The organism is Paenibacillus sp. Paensp38, from assembly GCF_059491915.1.
On sequence record NZ_CP168516.1, the window covers coordinates 1825482 to 1847355 of the forward strand.

Below are 21874 nucleotides of genomic sequence, written 5' to 3' on the forward strand. Positions count from 1 at the left end.
GAATTTAAGCCTCCCAGCGTCCGAGAATACCACAAGGCAAATTCAATCCCGAGCGTGTGATCGGCAATCCGATTTCACCAGCGCTAATTTGGCCGCCGTATTTTTGTTGCATTGTCATGCTCAGCATGTTGCGCAATACAGTAGGCGAAATACCTGTAGTATAGGAGTTAATCAGCATGAACAGCGGTTGATCCGAAATGATGCTCATGCAGGATTCAAGAAACGGGTATAAGCTTTCTTCAAGCTTCCAAGTTTCTCCGTTCGGTCCGCGCCCGTAAGAAGGAGGGTCCATAATAATGGCATCATAACGGTTGCCCCGACGTTGTTCTCGTTGCACGAACTTGAATACGTCGTCCGTAATGAAACGTACCGGACGGTCAGCCAGACCGGACAATTGAACGTTTTCCTTTGCCCACTGTACCATGCCTTTGGCGGCATCCACGTGAACCACACTGGCTCCAGCATACGCAGCAGCAGTAGTGGCTCCTCCCGTGTATGCAAACAGGTTCAGTACAGAAATGGGTCTGCCTGCACCTTTGATTTTATCCATCATCCAGCTCCAGTTTGCTGCTTGCTCTGGGAAAAGACCAGTATGCTTAAAGCTGGTCGGTTTAATGTGGAATTTAAGCGGTCCATAGCTAATGGTCCAGCGCTCAGGGATAGGTTTTTTCATATCCCAGTTGCCGCCACCGGAGGAACTGCGGTGATAATGCCCATGAACATTACGCCATTCAGCTGTTTCCTGGGCCAAAGGCCATATGATTTGCGGATCGGGACGACGCAGGACAATATCACCCCAACGTTCTAGTTTTTCACCACCGCCTGTATCCATTACTTCATAGTCTTTCCATTCTTGTGCTACATACATGTACAATCCATCCTTCAGCAGTCAATTCAGGATTCAGGCAGCAAGCTGCACAGAAATCCCCATATGGAGTCTATTGTACAACAAACCACAGCAACAATCGAATGATTACATAAATAAGTAAGTAGTCACTTGGTCTAAAATATTTTTTCTCGGATATACTTGTAATTATAGCGCTTCCATATTAAAATGAAGCCAATCCCACTTGTACGTACAACCATCCGTTTTTTATTATAATAATGAAAATGGAATAAATTGTACGTACATAATATTTTTTTATCAACACAGCTGAAATTCTACTTCATTAAACAGGCCCCTAATTAATTTGCTTATCCATAGGTTTTCAGCCAGCAGCCGCATGTCATGCGGCTGTTTTGCGTATATTTCCCCAAGATTAAACCTAGTTTTTGAAATTAACATTTGACAATGAGAATCATTATCAAATATTATTTGAGTAACAGGGAGTGAAAGCATCCCATATTTCAAATAAAGGTGAGGGATGAACTTGGGTAAAATCATGATTACTTATGCCAGTTTGACCGGTAATACAGAGGAAATTGCGGAATTGATCGCCGAGGGCGTCCGTCAGGCAGGACATGAGGCTGAGTTGAAGGCTTCGTATGATTGCAGCGCGCAAGAACTGCTCGCATATGACGGGTTCCTGCTGGGTGTATATACATGGGGAGATGGTGAGCTTCCTGATGAATTTTTGGATTTTTACGAGGAACTAGACGAACTTGATCTGTCTGGTAAAAAGACGGCAGTATTTGGTAGTGGAGATACATCCTATACGCAATTCTGTGGTGCAGTGGACTTGGTAGAGGAAAAAGTCAAAGAACGCGGCGCATCGGTCATTCAAGAGAGTCTGAAGATTGAATTCAATCCATTGGATGATGATAAGGAGAATTGCCGAGCTTACGGAAGACAATTTGCACAGGCTGGTATTGAAGTGTCCTGAGAAGAGAGTGAGGGATAGGTATGCGCAATAGCGATAGCTTAAGCGGCTTTCCTCTTCTGCACGACTATCAGCTGGAGGAGATGTGGAGAACTCCACAGCCAATCCGTCAATCACAGAGGAAAAGAGGGCGTGAGGGCTGGAATTGGCGGCAACGGGTTCAATATGCAGTAGGGCATGCGCTCAACGAATACTTTGGAATGGAAGTAAAGGTACGGCGGGAAGTCCCTGTCCAGTATGTGCTGGAGAAATGGTGGCCCAAGCAGTCAGACAGCTTTGAATCTTTGTTCCATTATTGGGATGTCAAAAATAAAGTGTCAGGTGAGTTGTCAAAAATTTGTGGCTTAAATAATGACTTGATGGTGCCTGTGATGCTGTATGAACAATTTTGTACGTCTGTGCCTGAGTTAGAGATCAATATTTCGCTTATTGTTCAGGCTGCTTGGCAACTATCAGCAGAAACAGATTCCCTGCTCATTCAAAAGTACATCGTTGACTATAATCCTAACGTTATTAGTACATTCCAACATATGACAAATGTATTTTGTTATTACGCATTTGGGGCCCTTCCTCAGCTTATTGAGGTATACTGTCTGCTGGAAGGCAAGAAGGTCCGCTTCATTCCGGGGCCTGCTTCTTTACAGCAATCTCTGGATTATGTGAGGCTATTGAGGGATTCCAAAGATGATGTACATGGGACGTCAGAACGCTGTCGTTGCGGGGGTTGCATGGAAAAGCAAGCTTCTCAAGGGAATAGAATGAATAAGAACACGAAGGAAGGACAGGAGGCGAAAAACTGCAAACAACGGTCAGCTGTACCTACGCCTTTCTCTTAACATTATTGTGTAACCCTTTAATTGTAAACTATCCCTTTTCGTGAAAGAGCCTTGGAAACAAGGTTCTTTTTTATGAAAAAAAATTATGAAAAAACTGAAAATTTATGTTGCCTGAATAGATAAATATATCTATAATATTTCAATGTACAATAGTTATATGAAAATATTTAAATATAAAAGACGGTTTGTGGACCATGGATCAGATTGTCCTATGTACATAAAATAAGTCCTGTCTTTTGCATGGCACGTTGCCATGTGTTTATTTACGTTCTCCATTTGGTTTAATGGCCTAATATTTCAATTTTAAAATATTAGCGTTGAATAATAAAAATTTTTTGGACAACAGGGGTGGAAGAAGTGAGTAAGAAAACTGTATTGCCAATCCTCATTGTACTGCTCGTTCTGAGCGGTGGAGCTATTGGCTACTATTATTGGTATCAAGCAACACACTTTGTTAAAAGTGACGATGCGCGCATTCAAGCCGATCAATATAAGGTAATGCCGCAAATCTCCGGAGAAATAAGCCACATTGATGTGGAAGAAGGAGATGTTGTTCAGCGTAATGAACCGATTGCCGAGCAGGATGTATCGGGGCTGGATGCGAGCATGATCAGCAAGTCCGTACTGCGCGCGCCGATCAATGGAACTGTCATTAAGATTTATTCGAAAGAGCATGAAATCGGATCGCCGGGTAGTGCTGTTGCAACTATGGTGGATATGAACAGCTTGTATGTATCCACGAATATTGAAGAAAATGACATTAACCGCATTAAACCAGGACAGCTTGTTGACATTACGCTTGATGCAGCAGGGGACCAGGTGATTCAGGGTAAAGTTCGTAAAGTAGGCGAAGCCTCCAACGCCGTGTTCTCACTCGTTCCTGCAGTCAACACAAGTGGTAATTTTAACAAGGTGACTCAGCGTGTGCCTGTAGAGATTGCTGTGAACAAGCCGAAGGATCTGAAGCTTATTCCTGGAACGAACGTGGAAGTAAAAATTCATACACCTTAAAAAGGAGGGGTCCATGTGGCTGCCAATGATATTGCTGCTGCTCCTTCGACAGATTCTTCCAAAGAACGCTGGCTTGCCTTTTTCGCTATCGTTTTAGGCGCCTTTGTCGCCATTCTGAACAACAGTCTGATCAATGTCGCCATTCCTAGATTGACGACGGATTTAGGATCTACGACGACACGTATTCAGTGGGTTATTACAGGTTACACGCTTGCATCTGGTGTAATCGTACCGATTACCGGATATATGGAGCAGCGCCTCGGATACAAAAAGTTTTTGATTCTAGCGCTCAGCGTATTTTCGCTGGGAACGGGAATATGTATTTTTGCATGGAGTGATTCTTCCCTGATCGCAGCACGGGTGCTGGCTGGTCTGGGCGGTGGTGTTATTATGCCGCTGAGTATGACGATTATTTACAAAATTATGCCGCGTGAACAAATCGGTATGTCCCTTGGTATATGGGGGATCGCCGCAATGGCAGCGCCGGCTGTAGGGCCTACGCTTAGCGGATATTTGATTGAGTGGTTTAACTGGCGGTTCTTGTTTATTGTCAGTGTGCCGGTTGCTTTATTTGCAATTTTAATGGTTATTCTTCTAATCAAAGAGCCGCCTAAAGTAGAGCCGAAGCCGTTTGATCTACCGGGCTTTTTGCTGGCCGCAACTTGTGCCGGAACACTCTTGTACGCATTGACCAACGGCCAGCGTGATGGCTGGACTTCTTTTGGAATTGTATCCCTGCTGTTTATTGCTTTCTGGGCACTTGTTTTTCTGATCTATGTAGAAAGCGGCAAGGATAATGCTGTAATTGAAATCTCATTATTCAAGAATTCAAAGTATACGATTAGTGTTATTGCCTCTAGTCTGGTCATGATGGGGATGTACGGAGGAACGTTCCTAACACCGTTGTTTTTGCAAAATATCCAGCGTGTGTCACCGATTGATACTGGTATTATCCTCATTCCACAGGCCATTGCCATGGCGGCTATGATGCCTATTGCCGGGAAGCTGTTCGATAAGTTCGGAATTGTGCCTTTGGGGCTTGTGGGCCTGACGCTAACCAGCTTTATGACCTATCATCTTCACCAGCTTACGCCAGATACTTCGCATGCCTGGTTGGAAACCGTAATGGCATTACGGGGTCTGGGAATTGGTATTTGCATGATGCCATTATCCACGGTCGGTATGAATGCCGTTCATCCGAGCAAGGTAGCCAATGCATCTACAGCATCCAATCTGGTACGTACTGTAGCTGCATCTATGGCGATTGCAGTGCTAACCGCCATTATGCAAAGCCGTTCGGCTGCTCATGCCCAGCAAATTTCGGAGTCCATTACACCAGACTCGGCTCATACGCTACAAGCGACATTGGGCAGCTCATGGATGTCATCCATAAGTAGTTTAATCACACTAGATGCCACATCAAGAGGGATTGGGGATACGTTCCTCATTTCATCCATACCGCTGTTTTGCACGATTCCACTAATCTTTTTGTTTATTCAGAGGAAGAAAGCAAAGACACAGCCGGAAGCTTAATCAAGGAACTATAAAATACGACTGGATGGCTTACATTATTTCCACGGACAGAAAGAAAGGGAATTATCATGAAAATATTGAGAGTAGAAAGTACATTAGCGGCTTTAGTGCTCGGCGGCGCAGTGCTGGCAGGCTGCTCCAGTAATAGCGGGGCGGCTCAGGATATGGTCGTTCCGGTTAAAATCAGCCAAGCACAGCAGGGAATTATCGGACAGGGGAATATTTATACAGGAACGGTTACACCATCGGAGACGGTGAACATCGTGCCTAAAGTGGGCGGTAAAGTGGTTGAACTGCCTGTGGATATTGGCTCCGAGGTTAAAAAGGGTCAAGTACTGTTCAAGCTTGATGATAAGGACATGCGGAATAATGTTGCGAAAGCCCGCGCCGCAGCAGCTGCGGCAGCAGCCGGAGTAAGCACCGCTCAAGCATCCCACGAATCTACGATGGTTCAGGCAAACTCGGGCTTAGTGCAGTCCAAGAGTGGCGTGATTCAATCCCAAAGTGCAATCAATCAGGCACAGGGAGCTATTAATCAAGCCACTACAGCCGTAGAACAAGCAACACATGGTGTCTCCTCGGCAGCCAATACGGTGAAACAAACGCAGCAAGCTTTGGCAGATGCACAGAAGAATGTAACACGTACACAAAGTCTATTTGATGCAGGTGCGAGCACCCAAGCTCAATTAGAACAAGCCAAAACAGCAGTCGTGAATGCGGAAGCGGCTTACAATAATGCACAAAATGCGCAGGCTAACGCGCAAGATCAGCTGGTAGCTGCGCAGAAGGCTCTAACTACAGCTCGCAACAGCTATGATTCAGCAAAAAATAGCTACAGTAATGCAAATAGCGGTTACAGTAATGCGCAAAATCAGCTCAAAGTATCTCAAAATACTGCGGTTATCGAGTCCAGCCAACAATCTCTTAAGCAGGCTCAGCTGAATGTGAACATTGCTCAGGATGCATTGGATGACACCGTTGTTACATCACCGATCAATGGTATTGTGGGCACGAAAAATGCAGAAGTGGGCGAAATGGTATCCGCTCAGTCTCCTGCGCTGGTCATCGCTAATCTGAGTACGGTCAATACATTGATCTATGTTCCAGCGGAGCAGATCAACAATGTAAAAGCAGGTGACAAGGTACAGGTTCGTGTTGCAGCTTCCAACATTGTAACAACAGGTACAGTTAAAAATGTAAGCCCGTTGGATGCAAGTGGAAAAGGCTATCCTGTAAAAATCTCAGTAGCGAATCCAGACACGAAACTGAAATCCGGCATGTTGGCTGATATCAGCTTTGTCGCTGCCAATGCACAAGAAGGAATTGTGGTTCCTACTGCGGCAGTTCAAAAGGATCAAGGTAAAGAATATGTATATGTTGTAAACGGAGACCATGCGAAACGTAAGGAAGTGAAGACTGTTCAGACGGCAGGTTCACAAACACTCGTTACCAGTGGCTTGAGCAATGAGGAGAATGTGATCGTGAATAATCTGGCATTGCTGTCCGATAACTCACCGATTACAATTAGCCAATAATTAGGCTCTAAACTTACGTACTATATAATAGTAGAAGTTTATTATGAATATGCAAAGACAGCCTGCTTAGCGGGCTGTCTTGTTTTTATTTCATTCAGCAAATTTTACATAGGATTAATGTCGATATGGGACTATTTTTGACGAACATTGGTAGAATAGGATAGACTAAATTGGAAATAGATAGTTTACGAGATCTCAGACAAGCGATCGGAGGAATTGTAAGATGGAAGTGAAATTGGTAGTGGATTATGAAGCTTATGAGAATGGCCAAACGATGGCTAAATCTATTGAGGAACTGGCAGCCAAGCCGGAGAGCGCGCAAGTTACAGATCTCATCATTGGAGATTGGGGCGGCGCCTATGAAAGTTCACCAGAGGATTTTATCCCAGTGTTAGTGAAACTCAAAGATCAATTCCCTAAGATACGCAAACTGTTTATTGGTGATATGGAATACGATGAGTGTGAGGTTTCCTGGATTAACCAGACGAATCTGTCCCCATTGTTAGAAGCGTTTCCAGCATTGGAGTCCTTTCATATCAAAGGTAGCCAGGACCTGAGCTTGGAGCCGCTTCGTCATAACCATCTTCAAGAATTGGTTATTATCTGTGGTGGTCTGCCTGTGAGCGTTCTTGAGCAAATACGTAATGCTGAACTGCCTGAACTGCGCAAGTTGGAACTGTATTTGGGTGTCGAGAACTATGGCTTTGACGGTAGCCTGAAAGATGTTTTGCCGTTTTTAGACAGCAATCCTTTTCCCAAACTTACATACTTGGGACTCAAAGATAGTGAAATACAGGATGAAATTGCTATTGCAGCAGCTAATGCCCCTGTGATTGGACAATTGGAAGTGCTGGATCTCTCACAAGGTACGTTGTCTGATAAAGGTGCAGAAGCGCTACTGGCTAGTGAAAGTATAAAAGGGCTGAAGCATCTGGATTTGAGCTATCATTATATGTCTAGTGAAATGATGCAACGTTGGAAAAGCTCAGGTCTATCTGTGAACGTGGAAGATCAACAAGAAGCGGATGAGGAAGATGATTGGCGCTATCCATCACTGACTGAGTAATTTGTACAAATGGATTTCTAAAACGGACTGTTTTCAAAATTAAATTGATCTAAAGTGAGGCGGCTCTATGGTTAGGATGTCAGACTGTAATGTCAGCGAGCCGTTTATCTTGTTCGGTAATCCGGGAAATCGTCGAACTACTGGGCTGCAGGAGGCGAGAAGCAGATTAATGCTTCCGCCCGCTCTGGAGGTTTCCTATAAGAATGTGCTGGAAGCTATTCGGCAGAAACAAGGTCTGAGCGAGCTGATGTTGCGAATAGCTGCACGAGCTACGCAAGAAAGCGTGAATGGCAGTTCCTTTGTGCAAGAGAGCATTGATCAGTTACTGGCGGGGCAGATGGACAGTGGTCCGCTGCTTCGTCTGGATGCACCGGGCGAAAGCTTTGAGGTAGAGCGTGAGTTGATTGCTCTGGGTGCCTCGGATGGTGAGGGAGACGATTCTCTGTTGCCATGGCCCGAATGGACACAAGGCACAGGTATATCGGCGGCAGAAGCGCGATGTCTGCAGGAGCAGCACGGTCGTATTTGGCACCCGGCACAATGGTTCCGGGGCTATTGCCGTCTGCTGGCCTGGCTACGGGATGAAGTGGCTCTGCTCTGGCCCTCGTCACACTGGATGAACGACCCGGCGGAAGTTGCCGTGATGTTCGACAAACGGCGTTGTAGCGCCGATTTAGGCAAGGCAGATATAAGGGTTCCACCAGTGCTTGCATCTTCAGGTGGTGCATTTCGTGATGTTGTCGATCTGCACACGGCAATGAAGGAGAGCGGGTTTCACCGCGTATTTGTGAAAATATTTTGTGGGTCCGGTGCTTCTGGTGTCATGGCCTATCAGGTACATCCCCACACACACGCGGAACTGGCAGTGACCACGATTGGAACGGAAATCATACACGGACAGCGCGTGTATTATAATGCCGGACGATTGCGTCGTTATACGGATAAGCAGGACATTCATGCTATCCTTAACTGGCTATGCCTGGAAGGGGTACATGTGGAGCGCTGGATTCCCAAAGCGACCTTGAATGGGCGTGTTTATGATGTGCGCCAACTCGTGTGCGGATCAGAAGCTTGCCATGCGGTTTTACGTTTGAGCCACAGCCCTATTACGAATTTGCATTTGCGTAATGAGCGGCTCTCGCTGAAGGAAGCCGGATTACCGCAGAATACGGTGGAATCGGTCCAGCTTACGGCGAAAGCCGCTATGAGTGTTTTTCCAGCCTCCATGGTTGCTGGACTGGATGTGCTGGTTCCGGCTCATGGTGGTCATCCCTATGTGTTGGATGTTAATCCGTTCGGTGATTTGCTGTACCGGGTTGAGCATCAGGGTTGGAATCCGTATGAATGGGAAATGCAGCACCTCGCTAATAGGAGCGTGGGTACGGAAAGGAAAGACAGATATGACTGATATGAATCAAATTGTCGGCTCTCATGATATTGTCATGATTACGCTTGATACTCTGCGTTATGACGTAGCAAAGCTGGAAGAAGAGAACTGTCCGAATTTGTGCGGCTCCGGGTCGTGGGAAAAACGCCATACACCGGGTAGCTTTACCTATGCTGCACATCATGCTTTTTTTGGCGGATTTTTGCCGACTCCAGCGAATACAGATAAGACTTCACATATTCGTCTGTTCCACACCAAGGATACGGGATTGCGTACGCATTCACATACGTGGCTGTTCGATGCCCCGGATATTGTGTCCGGGCTAGAGGGTGAAGGTTATCGGACCATCTGTATCGGCGGCGTTATTTTTTTCACAAAGAAAAATAAGCTTGCCAAGGTGCTGCCTGGATATTTCCAAGAAAGCTACTGGCGTATGAACTTTGGTGTTACCAACCCCCGTTCGACGGAGAATCAGGTGAATCATGCTCTGAAACTGTTGGAAAATGCAGACCCGTCACAGCGCTTGTTTTTATTTCTGAATGTATCAGCGATCCATGGGCCTAATCATTATTTTGTGAAGGGCGCAGCCAAAGATTCAGTGGAGTCTCAACGGGCAGCCTTGCGGTATGTGGATGGTGAACTTGGACGTTTGTTTGATGCTTTGCGAAATCGGGGCAAGACGTTTTGCATGGTTTTTTCCGATCATGGTACAGCTTATGGGGAAGACGGCTATGAAGGACATCGTCTGGCGCATGAGGTAGTCTGGAATGTGCCTTACCGCGAATTTATTTTATAGAGCAAATAGAAGTATAGATTGCACTGGTAAAATATCAAGAAATCAATCCAGCGTGAGGAAGGAGCAGAAATGAAAGCCATAAATCTGAATCACTCGCATCCAGCGGATGCGCCAGCCCCGGAGATAGACACAAACTTAGCACCGTCTAGGTTTCAGTGGCCTGAAACTCCTGCTGAATGGGCAAGCACAATCCGTGAAGCTCCTTACCGCTCCTATCTGTACTCTTACCCGCATAAAACGGCCTATCGTCCGTTTGATACACCACTCTTATTACAGGAGTTGTGGGAGAAGGAGGAGTTAGAAAGCTATTTTTTGTATATGCATATTCCATTTTGCGCGGCTCGCTGTGGGTTTTGTAACCTGTTCACTTTGCCGGACAAGCGTCTGGATGTACATAAGGAGTATGTGGATGCACTAGAAAGACAAGCCAAGCAATGGGCACCCATTATGGGGCGTCGACCTTTTTCACGTTTTGCGATCGGCGGCGGTACACCGACCTTACTGGAGGCTCCTTTGGTGGAGCGCTTGTTTGACATTGCGGAAAATATTATGGGACTGGACCCTAAGCGAGCTTCTATTTCGGTGGAGACCTCTCCCGATACTGTGACTGAAGACAGGTTGGAGGTGCTCAAGCGCCGCGGGACAGATCGTGTCAGTATGGGAATTCAGAGCTTTGTGGAATCAGAAAGTGCCGCCATATACCGACCTCAGAAGCCCAAACTTGTTAGAGAAGCACTTGAGCGGCTGGTGGAATACAACTTTCCTTTGCTGAACGTAGATCTGATCTATGGCTTGCCTGGTCAAACGGTGGAAACCTGGCTGTATTCTTTAGAGGAAGCCCTGTCTTACTCGCCAGGAGAAATATTTCTTTATCCGTTATATATTCGAGAAAATACGATTTTAAAGCCAGGCTATACCGGGCTGGATCATGATATTCGCCTTAGCTTGTATGAAGTGGCGCGCGAACGGCTCAAACAAGCAGGATATGTACAATACTCCATGCGCCGTTTTGCAAAAAATGATGGTATATCCAGCAAAGAGCTTTTGCCCTACAGTTGCCAGGAGGAAGGTATGGCTGGTCTGGGGTGTGGTGCACGCTCCTATACACGCAATGTCCACTATGCCAGCCGTTATGGGGTTAGTGCAGCAGCTACCCGTAGCATTATCGCAGATTATGTTGCTGCGGAACGTCATGATCTGGCTGACTACGGCTTTATTTTAAATGTGGATGAGAGTAAGCGACGCTTTATCTTAAAGGCGCTTCTTCATCGGGAAGGTTTGGAGCTATCAGCCTATGCAGAGCGCTTCGGTGTATCCCTGTCGGACGATTTTACAGGAATGTCGTTGCTGCTGGAATCCGGTATGGCTGTCGTCGAGGAGGGCACGCTGCGACTTACAGAGGAAGGAATGGCCTATTCCGATGCGATTGGGGACTGGATGATCTCCACGTCAGTACGTGAGCGTATGGAAGGATATGTAGGCGCATGAGAGCGACCTTATATTATCGTGGTTCGTTGACCTCGTGTAACTATGCTTGCCCTTATTGCCCGTTCAGTAAAAACGTTGATAGTCGGGAAACGTTGAACAAGGATCGGGTCCAGTTGGAACGTTTTGCTGATTGGGTACGGGAACAGGGCGTTTTGGGGCATCGTCTCTCTATTTTTTTTAATCCGTATGGAGAAGCCTTGATTCATTCCTGGTATCGCAAGACCATGATTGAGTTTTCCCACATGGCGCATGTGGAAAAAGTGGCGGTACAGACGAATCTCTCGACGAAGCTGGATTGGACGAAAGAACTGAACGCGGAGACTGCTGCGCTGTGGGCTACATATCACCCTGGAGAGACGAAAGAGCAAGTTTTTATATCGCAGGCTATGAAGCTATATGAACTTGGTATTTCCTATAGTGTCGGTACCGTCGGGTTAAGACAAGCCTTCCCAGCTATTCGTTCCTTAAGATCGCAACTTCCAAGGGATGTTTATTTGTGGGTCAACGCCTACAAGGATCGACCCCATTATTATACAGATGCTGAAGTCACTGAATTAACTGCGATCGACCCCTATTTTCAATGGAATTTAAAGGATTATAGCAGTCAGGGACGGGCATGTCGCGCCGGTGAAGATGTATTTTATGTCCAGGGTGACGGAAGAGTAAAACACTGCTATCAGGATCGACGGGTGCTTGGACACTTATATAGGGATGGTCTTGAGGGTCTGAGTGGCAAACGTCCGTGCCGGATGAGAGAATGCGGCTGCTATATCGGCTATATTCATATGGAAGAGCAGCCGTTTCGGGAAATGTACGGTAGTAGCTTACTCGAAAGAGTGCCGCAAGTACAGCTATCTCCGGTTCCATCATTTAGCAGACAGGCTATTCATAGAGATAATGAATCCATATAGCAAGGGTTGTCCACATCTAAATGTAATACTACAGCACCTTGATCTATTAGAGAAACGATCAACAAAAAACCGACCCTTGCCATCAAGCAAAGGTCGGTTCATTTGTTTTATAATAACTCTATACGACTGTTCTATGCGAAATAATCAAGTTTGGACAATAGCAGTAATTTCTTCATCCAGATCTAATCTGATTTGTTCGCGATAGGCACGAATATTGTATTCGGAATATAGGTATCTCAGAATGGCTTCTATCATATTGGCTTCCACCAGATATTGACTGCGGCCCTGTACATGGACTTCTGCTGAATAACCTGTATCCTCTTCCCAGCTTAGTTCTACTGTCACATCCGTGGGCTGGACACCTTTACGTTCAGCCATATGCAAGCAAATAGCGTTGACAATCTCATCCATACTCAAAATCATAGCTTAGTAACGTCCTCCACGGGAATCATCTGGTCTGCGACGATTTTTAATAGCACGGTAGATACCTACTCCGATCATGATCAGGACGTAAATGGCCAGAACGTTAACGGCAAGGCCAAGCAAGCTACCCAATGCGCCCATGTTGCCGAACAATCCGCCGAAGAGCATACCTGCCAAACCGCCCAGCATCATACCTTTCAGAAATCCGCCGCCACCGCCAAGGAATCCACCGGTTCTGCTTGTATTACCAGCAGTTGCCCCTGACTTGGCTCCGCTATCTGACTTATTAATTCCATTGCTGTCATTCGCCTTGCTTGGTGTAGATTGGTATGATTTAGGTCCGGATTTAAACCCGCCGCCTCGCCTTGCGTCAGCTGTAGATGGTGCGATCATAGCAATGAGTAGGGTAAAAGCCATCATCAGCATCATCATATTTTTCAAAGTGAATGTTTTTTTCATGTAAATATAATCCCCCTTAGTAAATTTGTTTATAGGTCAAACAACCGCTTACCAGTAATACGAATGGCATGGAAAAGGGTTTCAAAGAATTTTAATTTTTAAAAAATTAAATAATAACGTCCCATAAATCCTATGCATGGATTGGCTAAAACATTCAGCTTTGCGGCTTAAGTGAAAACGGATTAGTGTCAGCACTGACATCACCGGCAAGCAGCATACGCAGAACCATTTGGCACCATTCCAGACCTGCTTTAGCATTCAAAAGTCCTTTTTGTACTAAAATATAGTCACCAAAGTTCTTACTGCCAAAATGTAAATTCTCTGCAGGAATATCGTTCAGGATATCCTCAAGATGCTGGATTTTCTGAATAAAATGACGTTTGCGTTCCTCCAGCATACGATTGGCACTACTTTTGTCCGTTAACCAAAGACAGAACAGTCGAAGACTTAATTCATCCCGTGTAACCGGAGCAGCTAACGCTTCCTGGGACCATTGCTGAAGCATATGGATTCCCTTGTCGGTAATGGTATACATTTTCTTATCAGGCTTGTCGGACTGCTGAATCCAACGGGAGGCTAGCAGTTCCTTGCTCTCCATACGGGCCAGTAGCGGATAGATCTGACTGTGCTTGGCCTGCCAAAAAGGCTGGATACGCAACATCAGATCATAGCCGGAGGATTCCTCTCTTGCGAGAAGCCCCAACAGACCATACGATAGTAAATTCATAGATCTTATCTCCTTCATCCATCATAGTAACGGTTGTAACAGCACTGCGGCAGCTATTCTGCAGCTTCATGAAAAGTGTACACTGAAACTGTATGGTTTGACAACTTTCAGTCAGGTCGTTCACAGGTTAGCCAAAATTGACTCTTGTCATTCTCCACGTATATGTGCTTTTTTTCATAAAAAAGGGTAGTTTAAGCTCGTATGTACGAGCTTAAACTACCCTGGTAACCTTCTGCCGAAGCGTATCCTATTTACTGTTCATTTCCATCAACGAGAAGTGTTAACGCTCCTGTATCTGGATGAATAACCATGCCGTGAACGGGGGCATTAGGAGGGAGAAGCGGGTGATTTTTAATAAGCTTCACGGTAGTTCTTACCCCTTCTTCAATGTTGTCAAAACCTTTTAACCATTTATTTAGCTTAATTCCTGAATTTTCTAATGTATTCAGCACTTCCTGAGAAATTCCGCGATCGAGCATTTCATTGACCATGTGGTCTGCATTTAATGCAGCCATGCCGCACTCATAATGACCTACAACGACGACTTCGTCTGCTCCCAGCTCATACAGGGCGACTAGCACACTGCGCATTACACTTCCAAAGGGCTGTGAAATAATAGCACCCGCATTTTTGATGATTTTCACATCACCGTTGCGCAGGTTCATGGCTTTCGGGAGTAACTCCGTTAGCCGTGTATCCATACAAGTGATAATGACCATTTTTTTATTGGGGAACTTGCCCGTTCTATAGGCCTCGTATTCTTTGTTTTCTACGAAAACACGATTGTACTCTAAAATTTCTTTGATGTGATTCACGATTGTTCCCTCCAGATTCTATTAAAGTTTGATATGTACAGCCCAACGTTTATTTTAGGTCTTAGGAGCTGGTCGTACATGTTGTGTGTTGATTATACTTTTTAATATAAGTATCATCAAGTATAGGTATTGTAAAGTTTTATCCATTTTAAGTTAAAGAGGTGACCTCAAGCATGGCGCAACAGACGTTGGATCAATTGGCGGCTTTAAAGGAGCTTTCACACAAAATCAGTAGTTATGGCGAAGCAGTAGGTCTGCTGCACTGGGATTTACGAACTGGTGCTCCGCGCAAGGGTGTTGACATTCGGTCGGAGACGTTGGGTATGCTGTCCACTGAAATGTTCAAGCTGATGATCTCGGATGAAATGGGACAATTGCTGCAATTTTTTGCCACAGTAGATAAGCTGGAGCAACTGGAAGACAATGATCGCAGATTGGTGGAGGAATGCCGTAAAAATTATGACCTTAATCGTTCGGTTCCGGCAGACCGATACCGGGATTATAGCATTCTCGCAGCGCAGGCAGAGAGCAAGTGGGAGGACGCAAAGGAACATAGCGATTTTGTCGGATTTGAACCCTACTTGTCTAAAATCGTAGACATGAAGCGTGAATTTATCGGCTACTGGGGGATTAAGGATACAGAGTATGACACGCTTTTGGATCAATATGAGCCGGGGATGACGGTTGAAAAACTGGATGCTGTGTTTGATCGTCTCAAAAAGCGCCTTGTGCCACTATTGTCTAAAATTCAGGCTTCACCGAACCAGCCGGATAAGAGCTTTTTAGATGGTGTGTTTGATGTGAAGCAGCAGGAGAAGTTCAGCCTGTTCATATTAGGTCAGATGGGGTATGACTTTGACGCAGGTCGCTTGGATGAGAGCGTACATCCTTTCGCAACAGGATTAAATCCAGGTGATGTGCGTATAACAACACATTATCTGCAAGATGATGTAACTAGTGCTATTTTCAGCTCGTTGCATGAAGGAGGCCATGCGCTGTACGAACAAAATATTGCTCCTGAGCTAGCAGGATCACTACTGTCGGGAGGAACCTCTATGGGGATTCATGAATCCCAGTCCCGCTTGTGGGAAAATAAAATCGGACGCAGTCGTGCTTTCTGGGATCGGTATTACGATGATTTGCAAAAGCATTTTCCTGATCGCTTGGCAAAGGTTACGGCAGATCAATTCTATCGGGCAGTCAACCGTGTGGAAAATTCACTTATTCGTATTGAAGCGGATGAGCTAACATATAATTTACATATCATTATCCGTTATGAAATTGAAAAAATGTTGTTTAATGAAAAGCTGGATGTGAAGCGTCTCCCTGAGGTGTGGAATGCGAAATATAAGGAATACCTAGGGTTACTTCCACCGAATGATGGACTGGGCGTACTTCAAGACGTTCACTGGTCCGGTGGTGATTTTGGCTATTTTGCTTCCTACTCGCTTGGCAATATGTATGCAGCACAAATTTTGGCGACATTACGCAAAGAGTTACCAAATCTAGATGAATTAATCGCTGCTGGAGAACTTGAGCCGATCAAGCAATGGCTGACCGAACGTATTTACCGTTACGGCAAGAGCCGGACGCCTTCCGAGTTGATTGTAGCCATTACAAGTGAAGATCTGAACCCGGATTATCTCGCCGACTACCTGGAAGAGAAATATACCTCCATATACAAGCTGTAAATCATATGCCATCTTCCCCACGTTCCCGGGCGAACGTGGTTTTTTTTTGTGCAATTAACCAATATATCGACAACCGCATAACAATATATGAAGTCAACGGATGTAAAAAGGTGGGGAGGGAATAAGGATGAAAAACGGCGCTCGTTTCAAAGCTGTGGTGGCTGCGGCACTACTCGGATTACTGTTGCTCAGTGGGTGCACCCCCAAAGGGGGGGAGCAGACAATTGAGATCAGACTAGGCGAGGTAGCCCGTACGGTCTTTTATGCGCCGCAGTATGTAGCCTTGAGCCAGGGAATGTTTGCTCAGGAGGGACTGGATGTCCAATTGGCAACGATTCCCGGGGGGGACAAGGCGATGACGGCGTTGTTGTCCAACCAGGCGGATATCGCGCTCATCGGCGCGGAAACATCTATTTATGTGTATCAGCAAGGAGCAGAGGACCCTATCATTAATTTTGCCCAACTGACACAGAAGGATGGAACCTTTTTGTTTGCCCGTCAAACGCAAGATAACTTTGCATGGGAAAAGCTGAAAGAACAAAATTTTTTGGGGCAACGCAAGGGCGGAATGCCGCAAATGTCACTTGAATTTACGCTTCGCAAACACGGCATTGATCCTCATAAGGATCTGAAGCTGATTCAAAATATTGATTTTGCTAATGTTGCCTCTGCTTTCGGCTCGGGTACAGGGGATTATGTACAGCTATTTGAGCCACAGGCATCTATTTTTGAAAAGGCAGGTCGTGGGCGGGTAGTTGCCTCTATCGGTGTGGAGAGCGGCGAATTGCCGTATACGGTATATATGGCTAAGCAAAGCTACCTGAAGGCAAATAGCGAGGCTGCACAGAAATTTACAAATGCTGTATATCGGGCACAACAGTGGATTGCTACGCATTCACCTGAACAGATTGCCGAAGCAATCACGCCCTATTTTAAAGATACAGATTTAGCTATTTTGACGAGTAGTATCAAGCGATATAAGGAACAGAGCACCTATGCTTTGAACCCGATGATTGAGGAAAAGGAATGGAAGAACTTACAGGATGTCATGACCTCGGCAGGGGAGCTTAAAAGTCCAGTTGCACTGGATAAGCTAGTGAACCCAAGTTTTGCACAACAAGCGATTTCGTCAAATTCTACCGGAAATACTGAACCGCCTGTGAAAAAGAGCACAACTGAATCTACGGATGCAGGTGTCGATGCTGGAGGTTCGTCATGATGGAGGAACGGAGTGATCTAACTTCGGACGCGACAAGACCGATGGTGAGACTGGAGCAAGTGACGCATGTCTATGTAACGGATCGTGAAGCTTCGCTGGCGGTTGAGAATATTGATTTTTCCGTAGAGACAGGGGAGTTTGTCAGCTTGGTCGGCCCAAGCGGCTGCGGCAAAACGACGATCCTGTCCATGATCGCAGGGCTACTGCGTCCAGCGGCAGGCCAAGTCATGTTGCAAGGTCAGCCGGTAAGTGGGCCGAGTCCAGAAGTCGGTTACATGCTGCAGCAGGATTATCTGTTCCCGTGGCGGACGATCATGGAGAACGCATTGTTGGGTCTGGAACTAGCCAACAGAGTAGATGAAGCTGCACGTGAGCAGACAAGGCTGTTACTGGAAGGCATGGGTCTGGGAGGGAAGGAGCATCTGCATCCATCCCAGTTGTCTGGGGGAATGCGCCAGCGCGTGGCGCTGGTACGGACGCTGGCGACCAATCCGGGATTGCTGCTGCTGGATGAGCCGTTCTCCGCGCTGGATTATCAAACCAAGCTACAGCTGGAAGATCTGATTGCGGAAACCTTGCGCGAGCGGAGGAAGACGGCTATTTTAGTCACACATGATTTGGCCGAAGCCATTGCGGTCAGTGACCGGATTATAGTGATGGGTCGAAATCCTGGTCATGTCCGCCGTACCTTCGAGATTCCAGATTGCATCCGAGAAGCTCAGCCTTTTTATGCACGCGAGCAGCCGGGTTTTAATGAGCTTTTTCATGAAATATGGGGTGAACTGGAGGCTTCGGGAGCAAAGGAGTGAGTTAACGAATGAAGGACGAAGCGGATCAGCTTGAGCAACGTTGGATTCAAGGACTACATCAGGCGTATTTACGCAGCAGGCGTTCGCAACGATGGTTAGTGACAGGGGTACAGACAGCTATTTTACTGCTTTTGTTTGTATTATGGGAAATTGCAGGTCGATTGAAGTGGATTGATGTACTGTTGTTCAGCTATCCGAGCAAAATTTTCACCCAGATCGGTAAGGATGCGGTCAGTGGTGAATTATGGGGACATGTAGGTGTCACCGTGGGAGAGACGATGGCGGGGTTTTTACTCGGTACACTGTTAGGTACGTTGCTGGCTGTACTTATTTGGTGGTCACCGTTTTTGTCGAGGGTGCTTGACCCCTATATGGTCGTGTTCAACAGTATGCCTAAGGTGGCGCTAGGTCCAATTTTTATCGTTATGTTTGGGGCGGGATTTACTGCTATTCTAATGACAACCCTCTCCATTACGGTCATCATTACGACACTAGTCGTATACAACAGCTTTCAGGAAGTCGATTCGAATCTAATCAAAGTGGTTCGCACGTTTGGCGGATCACGCCGTGATACGTTTCAAAAGGTGATTTTGCCTGCATCCTTTCCTGCAATTGTCTCTACACTAAAAGTGAATGTGGGTATGGCATGGGTTGGCGTGATTGTTGGTGAATTTCTGGTGGCTAAAAACGGCTTAGGCTATTTGATTATCTATGGTTTTCAGGTATTCAATTTCACGCTGGTTATGTCCAGTTTGTTGATCATTGCTGTCGTAGCTACTCTGATGTATCAGGCGGTCGTGTATGTGGAGCATCGCCTGCTTTCGGGTCGTCCTCATCGGTAATAATAAAAGTTCTGAACATTTGTGTAAAACGTGAAAATAAAGTACCATGAAAAATGAAAATACTTAAAATTTATGAAAATGCTAAAACAGATTTCATCCAGAGAGGACAGAATTTTTTCATGGGCTTTCGTACGATTAAAACGGCTATTGCCGCATTAATGGCCGTACTTATTGCGGAGGGTTTTGGCATTCATGGTGCTACCTCAGCAGGGCTTTTAGCGATATTGGGGGTGGATGTCACACGCAAGAGAAGTCTCCGTACTATTTCGGCGAGATTTTTTGCATCCGTCGTGGGGCTTCTTTTTGCTTGTGTTTTGTTTGTAGTATTCGGATTCCATGATTGGGTACTGGCATTATATATTTTAACGGCGTTTCCAGTCATTGTACGGGTGGGCTTTAAAGAAGGGATTGTCACCGGTTCGGTCGTGGTTTTTCGCGTATTCAGCGGCGGCGTGATTGATATGGAGGTACTGCTGACCCAGCTAGGTCTGCTAGTGATTGGACTGGGTTCCGCAATGATTGTCAATTTAGCCTATATGCCGGGTTCTGATAATACCATGCAACAAATTCGGCAGGAGGTAGATCGGACATTTTCTGTTATATTCAGAAATATGGCCAATACGCTGCGTAGTCCAGCATACATATGGGATGGCAAGGAAGTTATTGAAGCGAACAGCGTGATAGCCAAAGGGGTCACTGAGGCGGGACGTTCCTTGGAAAATCAGATGCTTCGTCCCCAAGAGGGCTGGAATGTGTATTTTTATATGCGAAAAGAACAGCTGGATTCGATCCAAAACATGATGCAGTTGATCGCACAAATGTATCAGCATATGCCGCAGGCCAAGCTTCTGGCTGAGCTGTTCGACCAGCTTAGCAATGACGTTTTGGCTGGACATTATACGGGACAGACCGAGAAGCTGCTGGAGCAGGTTCGTGAAGAATTTAAAGCCATGGAGCTTCCCGCAACCCGGGAGGAATTTGAGATTCGTTCGGCATTATTACAGCTTACACATGAGCTTCATCAGTATTTGAAAATTGCGAAAAAGGACAAGGCCCCTACTCCAGTAAGAAATTAGAGTAAAGGCCTTGAGCGGCTACTATCCATGACGGACAGTAGCCTTTTCTTGTTCAGTGTCGGTAGAAGCCGGATGGTTTAAAGTCCGTTTGTGCCGAATTCGGTCTGTGATCCATAAGACAGCGGTGATCAGGCAAGGATACAGCATAGCCCATCCGACAAAGGGGAAAACGACCGCTGTAGAGATAAACGATATCCAACTAATGGCAACGCCCCAGCGACTACCACGTAGAAGTTTAATTCCTGCTGCGCAACCGCCGAGATAGGTCAGAATAAAGGTGGCGTTCGGGAACTGGATCAGGTTAGTGAGTGAAACAGTACCACTACCGTACAACACCATAATGATCACGAAGCAGACGCTAAGAAAAGCAATGCCTCCGATAGGGGTGTGGAATCGTTGGGATAACATGCCCATCCAGCGAAAGGCCTGTCCTTGCCGGGATAAAGCATAAGCGACACGTGAAGCGGCACCCACATAAGCAATAATAGTAGCGGTACAAATAAAGATACCCGTCAAGCCTGCAATTATCGCGCCCCATGGCCCAATAGCCCGACTAATCACCCATACGAGCGAAGCATCCGAACCCCCTGCAAGGTAACTTTGTGTGCCCACAGTAGCCAGCGCTGTTAAGAAATAAAGCAAACCAACAATGACGGCTGCAATGGTCACACCTCTAACGGCCGCCCGCCGGGGATTAGTGAATTCCTCTGACATATGGGACACGGCCTCCCAACCGATAAAGCACCAAAACAGAATCGCGGCCGCTTGACCGACGGAGAGCCAGCCATGTGGAGCAAACGGGGTGAAGTGGATTGTTTTCATCTGAGGAAGTGCTGCGGCAATGGCGAATATAAGGACAGCAACGATAGCTATGACGACTGCGATCTGAATACGTCCCGCGACCTTCATGCCGATCCAATTGATGATCAGGCCCACCGCCAGCATAGCAGCGGCTAACATCATGCGGCTTTCCTCTCCCCAGCCCATGGCTGCGGTCATATAGCCGGCTCCGGTGAGTGCGGCAACAGGAGCCCCAATCGGAACTGACATGAGAAAAAACCACCCGATATAAGCACCGGCACGTGGTGAAAAGGCCAACGTGACAAAATGTGATACCCCACCCGCATTCGGGAATTTGGCGGATAGAAGACCCATAGAAAGTGCCATTGGCAAGATGAGCAGGGTCATAAAACCCCATGCCAGCAGCGATGCCGGTCCCGCCATTTGGGCGGCAAGACCAGGCACAATCAATATTCCCGAACCCAGTACAGCTCCGATATAGAGTGCAATGGCCTGTGGAAGACCAATGGTGGATTGAAGTTTACTTTCACTTGTCATGCAGAAAAGCCTTCTTTCTATTGTTATTTTCTCCAGCTTATCAGATAATCAATCTATCGGAAAAACGGAATATAACGATTGCTTGCATCGGA

At 46.3% G+C, this 21874-nt stretch carries 21 protein-coding genes; 15 read left to right on the top strand and 6 right to left on the bottom strand.

Annotated features, from left to right (window positions below; genetic code table 11):
• Positions 1–4: 4 nt before the first annotated feature.
• Positions 5–868 carry a class I SAM-dependent methyltransferase gene (locus tag ACEN8J_RS08370; RefSeq protein WP_028540694.1) on the bottom strand — a complete coding sequence of 288 codons (864 nt, stop codon included), beginning with the start codon at positions 866–868 and terminating at the stop codon, positions 5–7.
• Positions 869–1364: 496 nt separating this feature from the next.
• On the opposite strand from ACEN8J_RS08370, the gene ACEN8J_RS08375 reads away from it, so the two are divergent.
• From ACEN8J_RS08375 to ACEN8J_RS08420, 10 genes are all read left to right on the top strand, one after another.
• The gene (locus ACEN8J_RS08375) at positions 1365–1823 is read left to right on the top strand and encodes a flavodoxin (protein ID WP_039271202.1); all 459 of its coding nucleotides are present in this window, start codon (positions 1365–1367) and stop codon (positions 1821–1823) included.
• Positions 1824–1843: 20 nt separating this feature from the next.
• Entirely contained in the window at positions 1844–2656 is an 813-nt protein-coding gene (locus ACEN8J_RS08380; RefSeq protein ID WP_069010637.1) for a hypothetical protein, read from the top strand.
• Positions 2657–3013: 357 nt separating this feature from the next.
• Positions 3014–3667: an HlyD family secretion protein gene (locus ACEN8J_RS08385; protein ID WP_069010635.1), complete on the top strand. Its 654-nt coding sequence runs from the start codon at positions 3014–3016 to the stop codon at positions 3665–3667.
• A 15-nt stretch (positions 3668–3682) separates the two neighbouring features.
• Positions 3683–5200, top strand: a complete 1518-nt coding sequence (locus ACEN8J_RS08390; RefSeq protein WP_061831583.1) for a DHA2 family efflux MFS transporter permease subunit — start codon at positions 3683–3685, stop codon at positions 5198–5200.
• Between the two features lie 68 nt (positions 5201–5268).
• The gene (locus ACEN8J_RS08395; protein WP_039271208.1) at positions 5269–6735 is read left to right on the top strand and encodes an efflux RND transporter periplasmic adaptor subunit; all 1467 of its coding nucleotides are present in this window, start codon (positions 5269–5271) and stop codon (positions 6733–6735) included.
• A gap of 223 nt (positions 6736–6958) precedes the next feature.
• On the top strand, positions 6959–7801 hold the full coding sequence (locus ACEN8J_RS08400) for an STM4015 family protein (protein ID WP_039271210.1): 843 nt from the start codon (positions 6959–6961) through the stop codon (positions 7799–7801).
• A gap of 67 nt (positions 7802–7868) precedes the next feature.
• Positions 7869–9209, top strand: coding sequence for an STM4014 family protein (locus tag ACEN8J_RS08405; protein WP_318627200.1), 1341 nt, complete (start codon positions 7869–7871; stop codon positions 9207–9209).
• Positions 9202–9984, top strand: coding sequence for an STM4013/SEN3800 family hydrolase (locus ACEN8J_RS08410; protein WP_069010631.1), 783 nt, complete (start codon positions 9202–9204; stop codon positions 9982–9984). The genes ACEN8J_RS08405 and ACEN8J_RS08410 overlap by 8 nt, the downstream gene beginning before the upstream one ends.
• Before the next feature lie 69 nt (positions 9985–10053).
• Positions 10054–11472 (top strand): STM4012 family radical SAM protein, encoded by a 1419-nt coding sequence (locus ACEN8J_RS08415; protein WP_165146812.1) that lies wholly within the window; start codon positions 10054–10056, stop codon positions 11470–11472.
• Positions 11469–12383 carry an STM4011 family radical SAM protein gene (locus ACEN8J_RS08420; RefSeq protein ID WP_318627201.1) on the top strand — a complete coding sequence of 305 codons (915 nt, stop codon included), beginning with the start codon at positions 11469–11471 and terminating at the stop codon, positions 12381–12383. Before ACEN8J_RS08415 ends, ACEN8J_RS08420 begins: the two co-directional genes overlap by 4 nt.
• A gap of 144 nt (positions 12384–12527) precedes the next feature.
• Here ACEN8J_RS08420 and ACEN8J_RS08425 read toward each other — a convergent pair whose 3' ends face one another.
• From ACEN8J_RS08425 to ACEN8J_RS08440, 4 genes are all read right to left on the bottom strand, one after another.
• Positions 12528–12806 (bottom strand): YxcD family protein, encoded by a 279-nt coding sequence (locus tag ACEN8J_RS08425; protein ID WP_013310599.1) that lies wholly within the window; start codon positions 12804–12806, stop codon positions 12528–12530.
• Between the two features lie 3 nt (positions 12807–12809).
• A complete protein-coding gene (locus ACEN8J_RS08430; RefSeq protein ID WP_069010626.1) occupies positions 12810–13265 on the bottom strand; it encodes a hypothetical protein in 456 nt (151 codons plus the stop codon).
• 154 nt (positions 13266–13419) lie between these two features.
• Positions 13420–13992: a PadR family transcriptional regulator gene (locus ACEN8J_RS08435; protein ID WP_013310597.1), complete on the bottom strand. Its 573-nt coding sequence runs from the start codon at positions 13990–13992 to the stop codon at positions 13420–13422.
• Positions 13993–14243: 251 nt separating this feature from the next.
• Positions 14244–14807 (bottom strand): beta-class carbonic anhydrase, encoded by a 564-nt coding sequence (locus tag ACEN8J_RS08440; RefSeq protein WP_029518130.1) that lies wholly within the window; start codon positions 14805–14807, stop codon positions 14244–14246.
• 173 nt (positions 14808–14980) lie between these two features.
• Here ACEN8J_RS08440 and ACEN8J_RS08445 point away from each other — a divergent pair, with 173 nt between their 5' ends.
• From ACEN8J_RS08445 to ACEN8J_RS08465, 5 genes are all read left to right on the top strand, one after another.
• Positions 14981–16498: a carboxypeptidase M32 gene (locus ACEN8J_RS08445; RefSeq protein WP_495594405.1), complete on the top strand. Its 1518-nt coding sequence runs from the start codon at positions 14981–14983 to the stop codon at positions 16496–16498.
• A 127-nt stretch (positions 16499–16625) separates the two neighbouring features.
• Positions 16626–17717: an ABC transporter substrate-binding protein gene (locus ACEN8J_RS08450; RefSeq protein ID WP_029518128.1), complete on the top strand. Its 1092-nt coding sequence runs from the start codon at positions 16626–16628 to the stop codon at positions 17715–17717.
• Entirely contained in the window at positions 17714–18526 is an 813-nt protein-coding gene (locus ACEN8J_RS08455; protein WP_495594406.1) for an ABC transporter ATP-binding protein, read from the top strand. The genes ACEN8J_RS08450 and ACEN8J_RS08455 overlap by 4 nt, the downstream gene beginning before the upstream one ends.
• Before the next feature lie 8 nt (positions 18527–18534).
• The gene (locus tag ACEN8J_RS08460) at positions 18535–19368 is read left to right on the top strand and encodes an ABC transporter permease (RefSeq protein WP_013310592.1); all 834 of its coding nucleotides are present in this window, start codon (positions 18535–18537) and stop codon (positions 19366–19368) included.
• Positions 19369–19487: 119 nt separating this feature from the next.
• Positions 19488–20444: an aromatic acid exporter family protein gene (locus ACEN8J_RS08465; protein WP_029518125.1), complete on the top strand. Its 957-nt coding sequence runs from the start codon at positions 19488–19490 to the stop codon at positions 20442–20444.
• A gap of 21 nt (positions 20445–20465) precedes the next feature.
• Here the strand turns inward: ACEN8J_RS08465 and ACEN8J_RS08470 are convergent, their stop codons facing one another.
• Positions 20466–21782 (bottom strand): amino acid permease, encoded by a 1317-nt coding sequence (locus tag ACEN8J_RS08470; protein WP_029518124.1) that lies wholly within the window; start codon positions 21780–21782, stop codon positions 20466–20468.
• Positions 21783–21874: the final 92 nt, after the last annotated feature.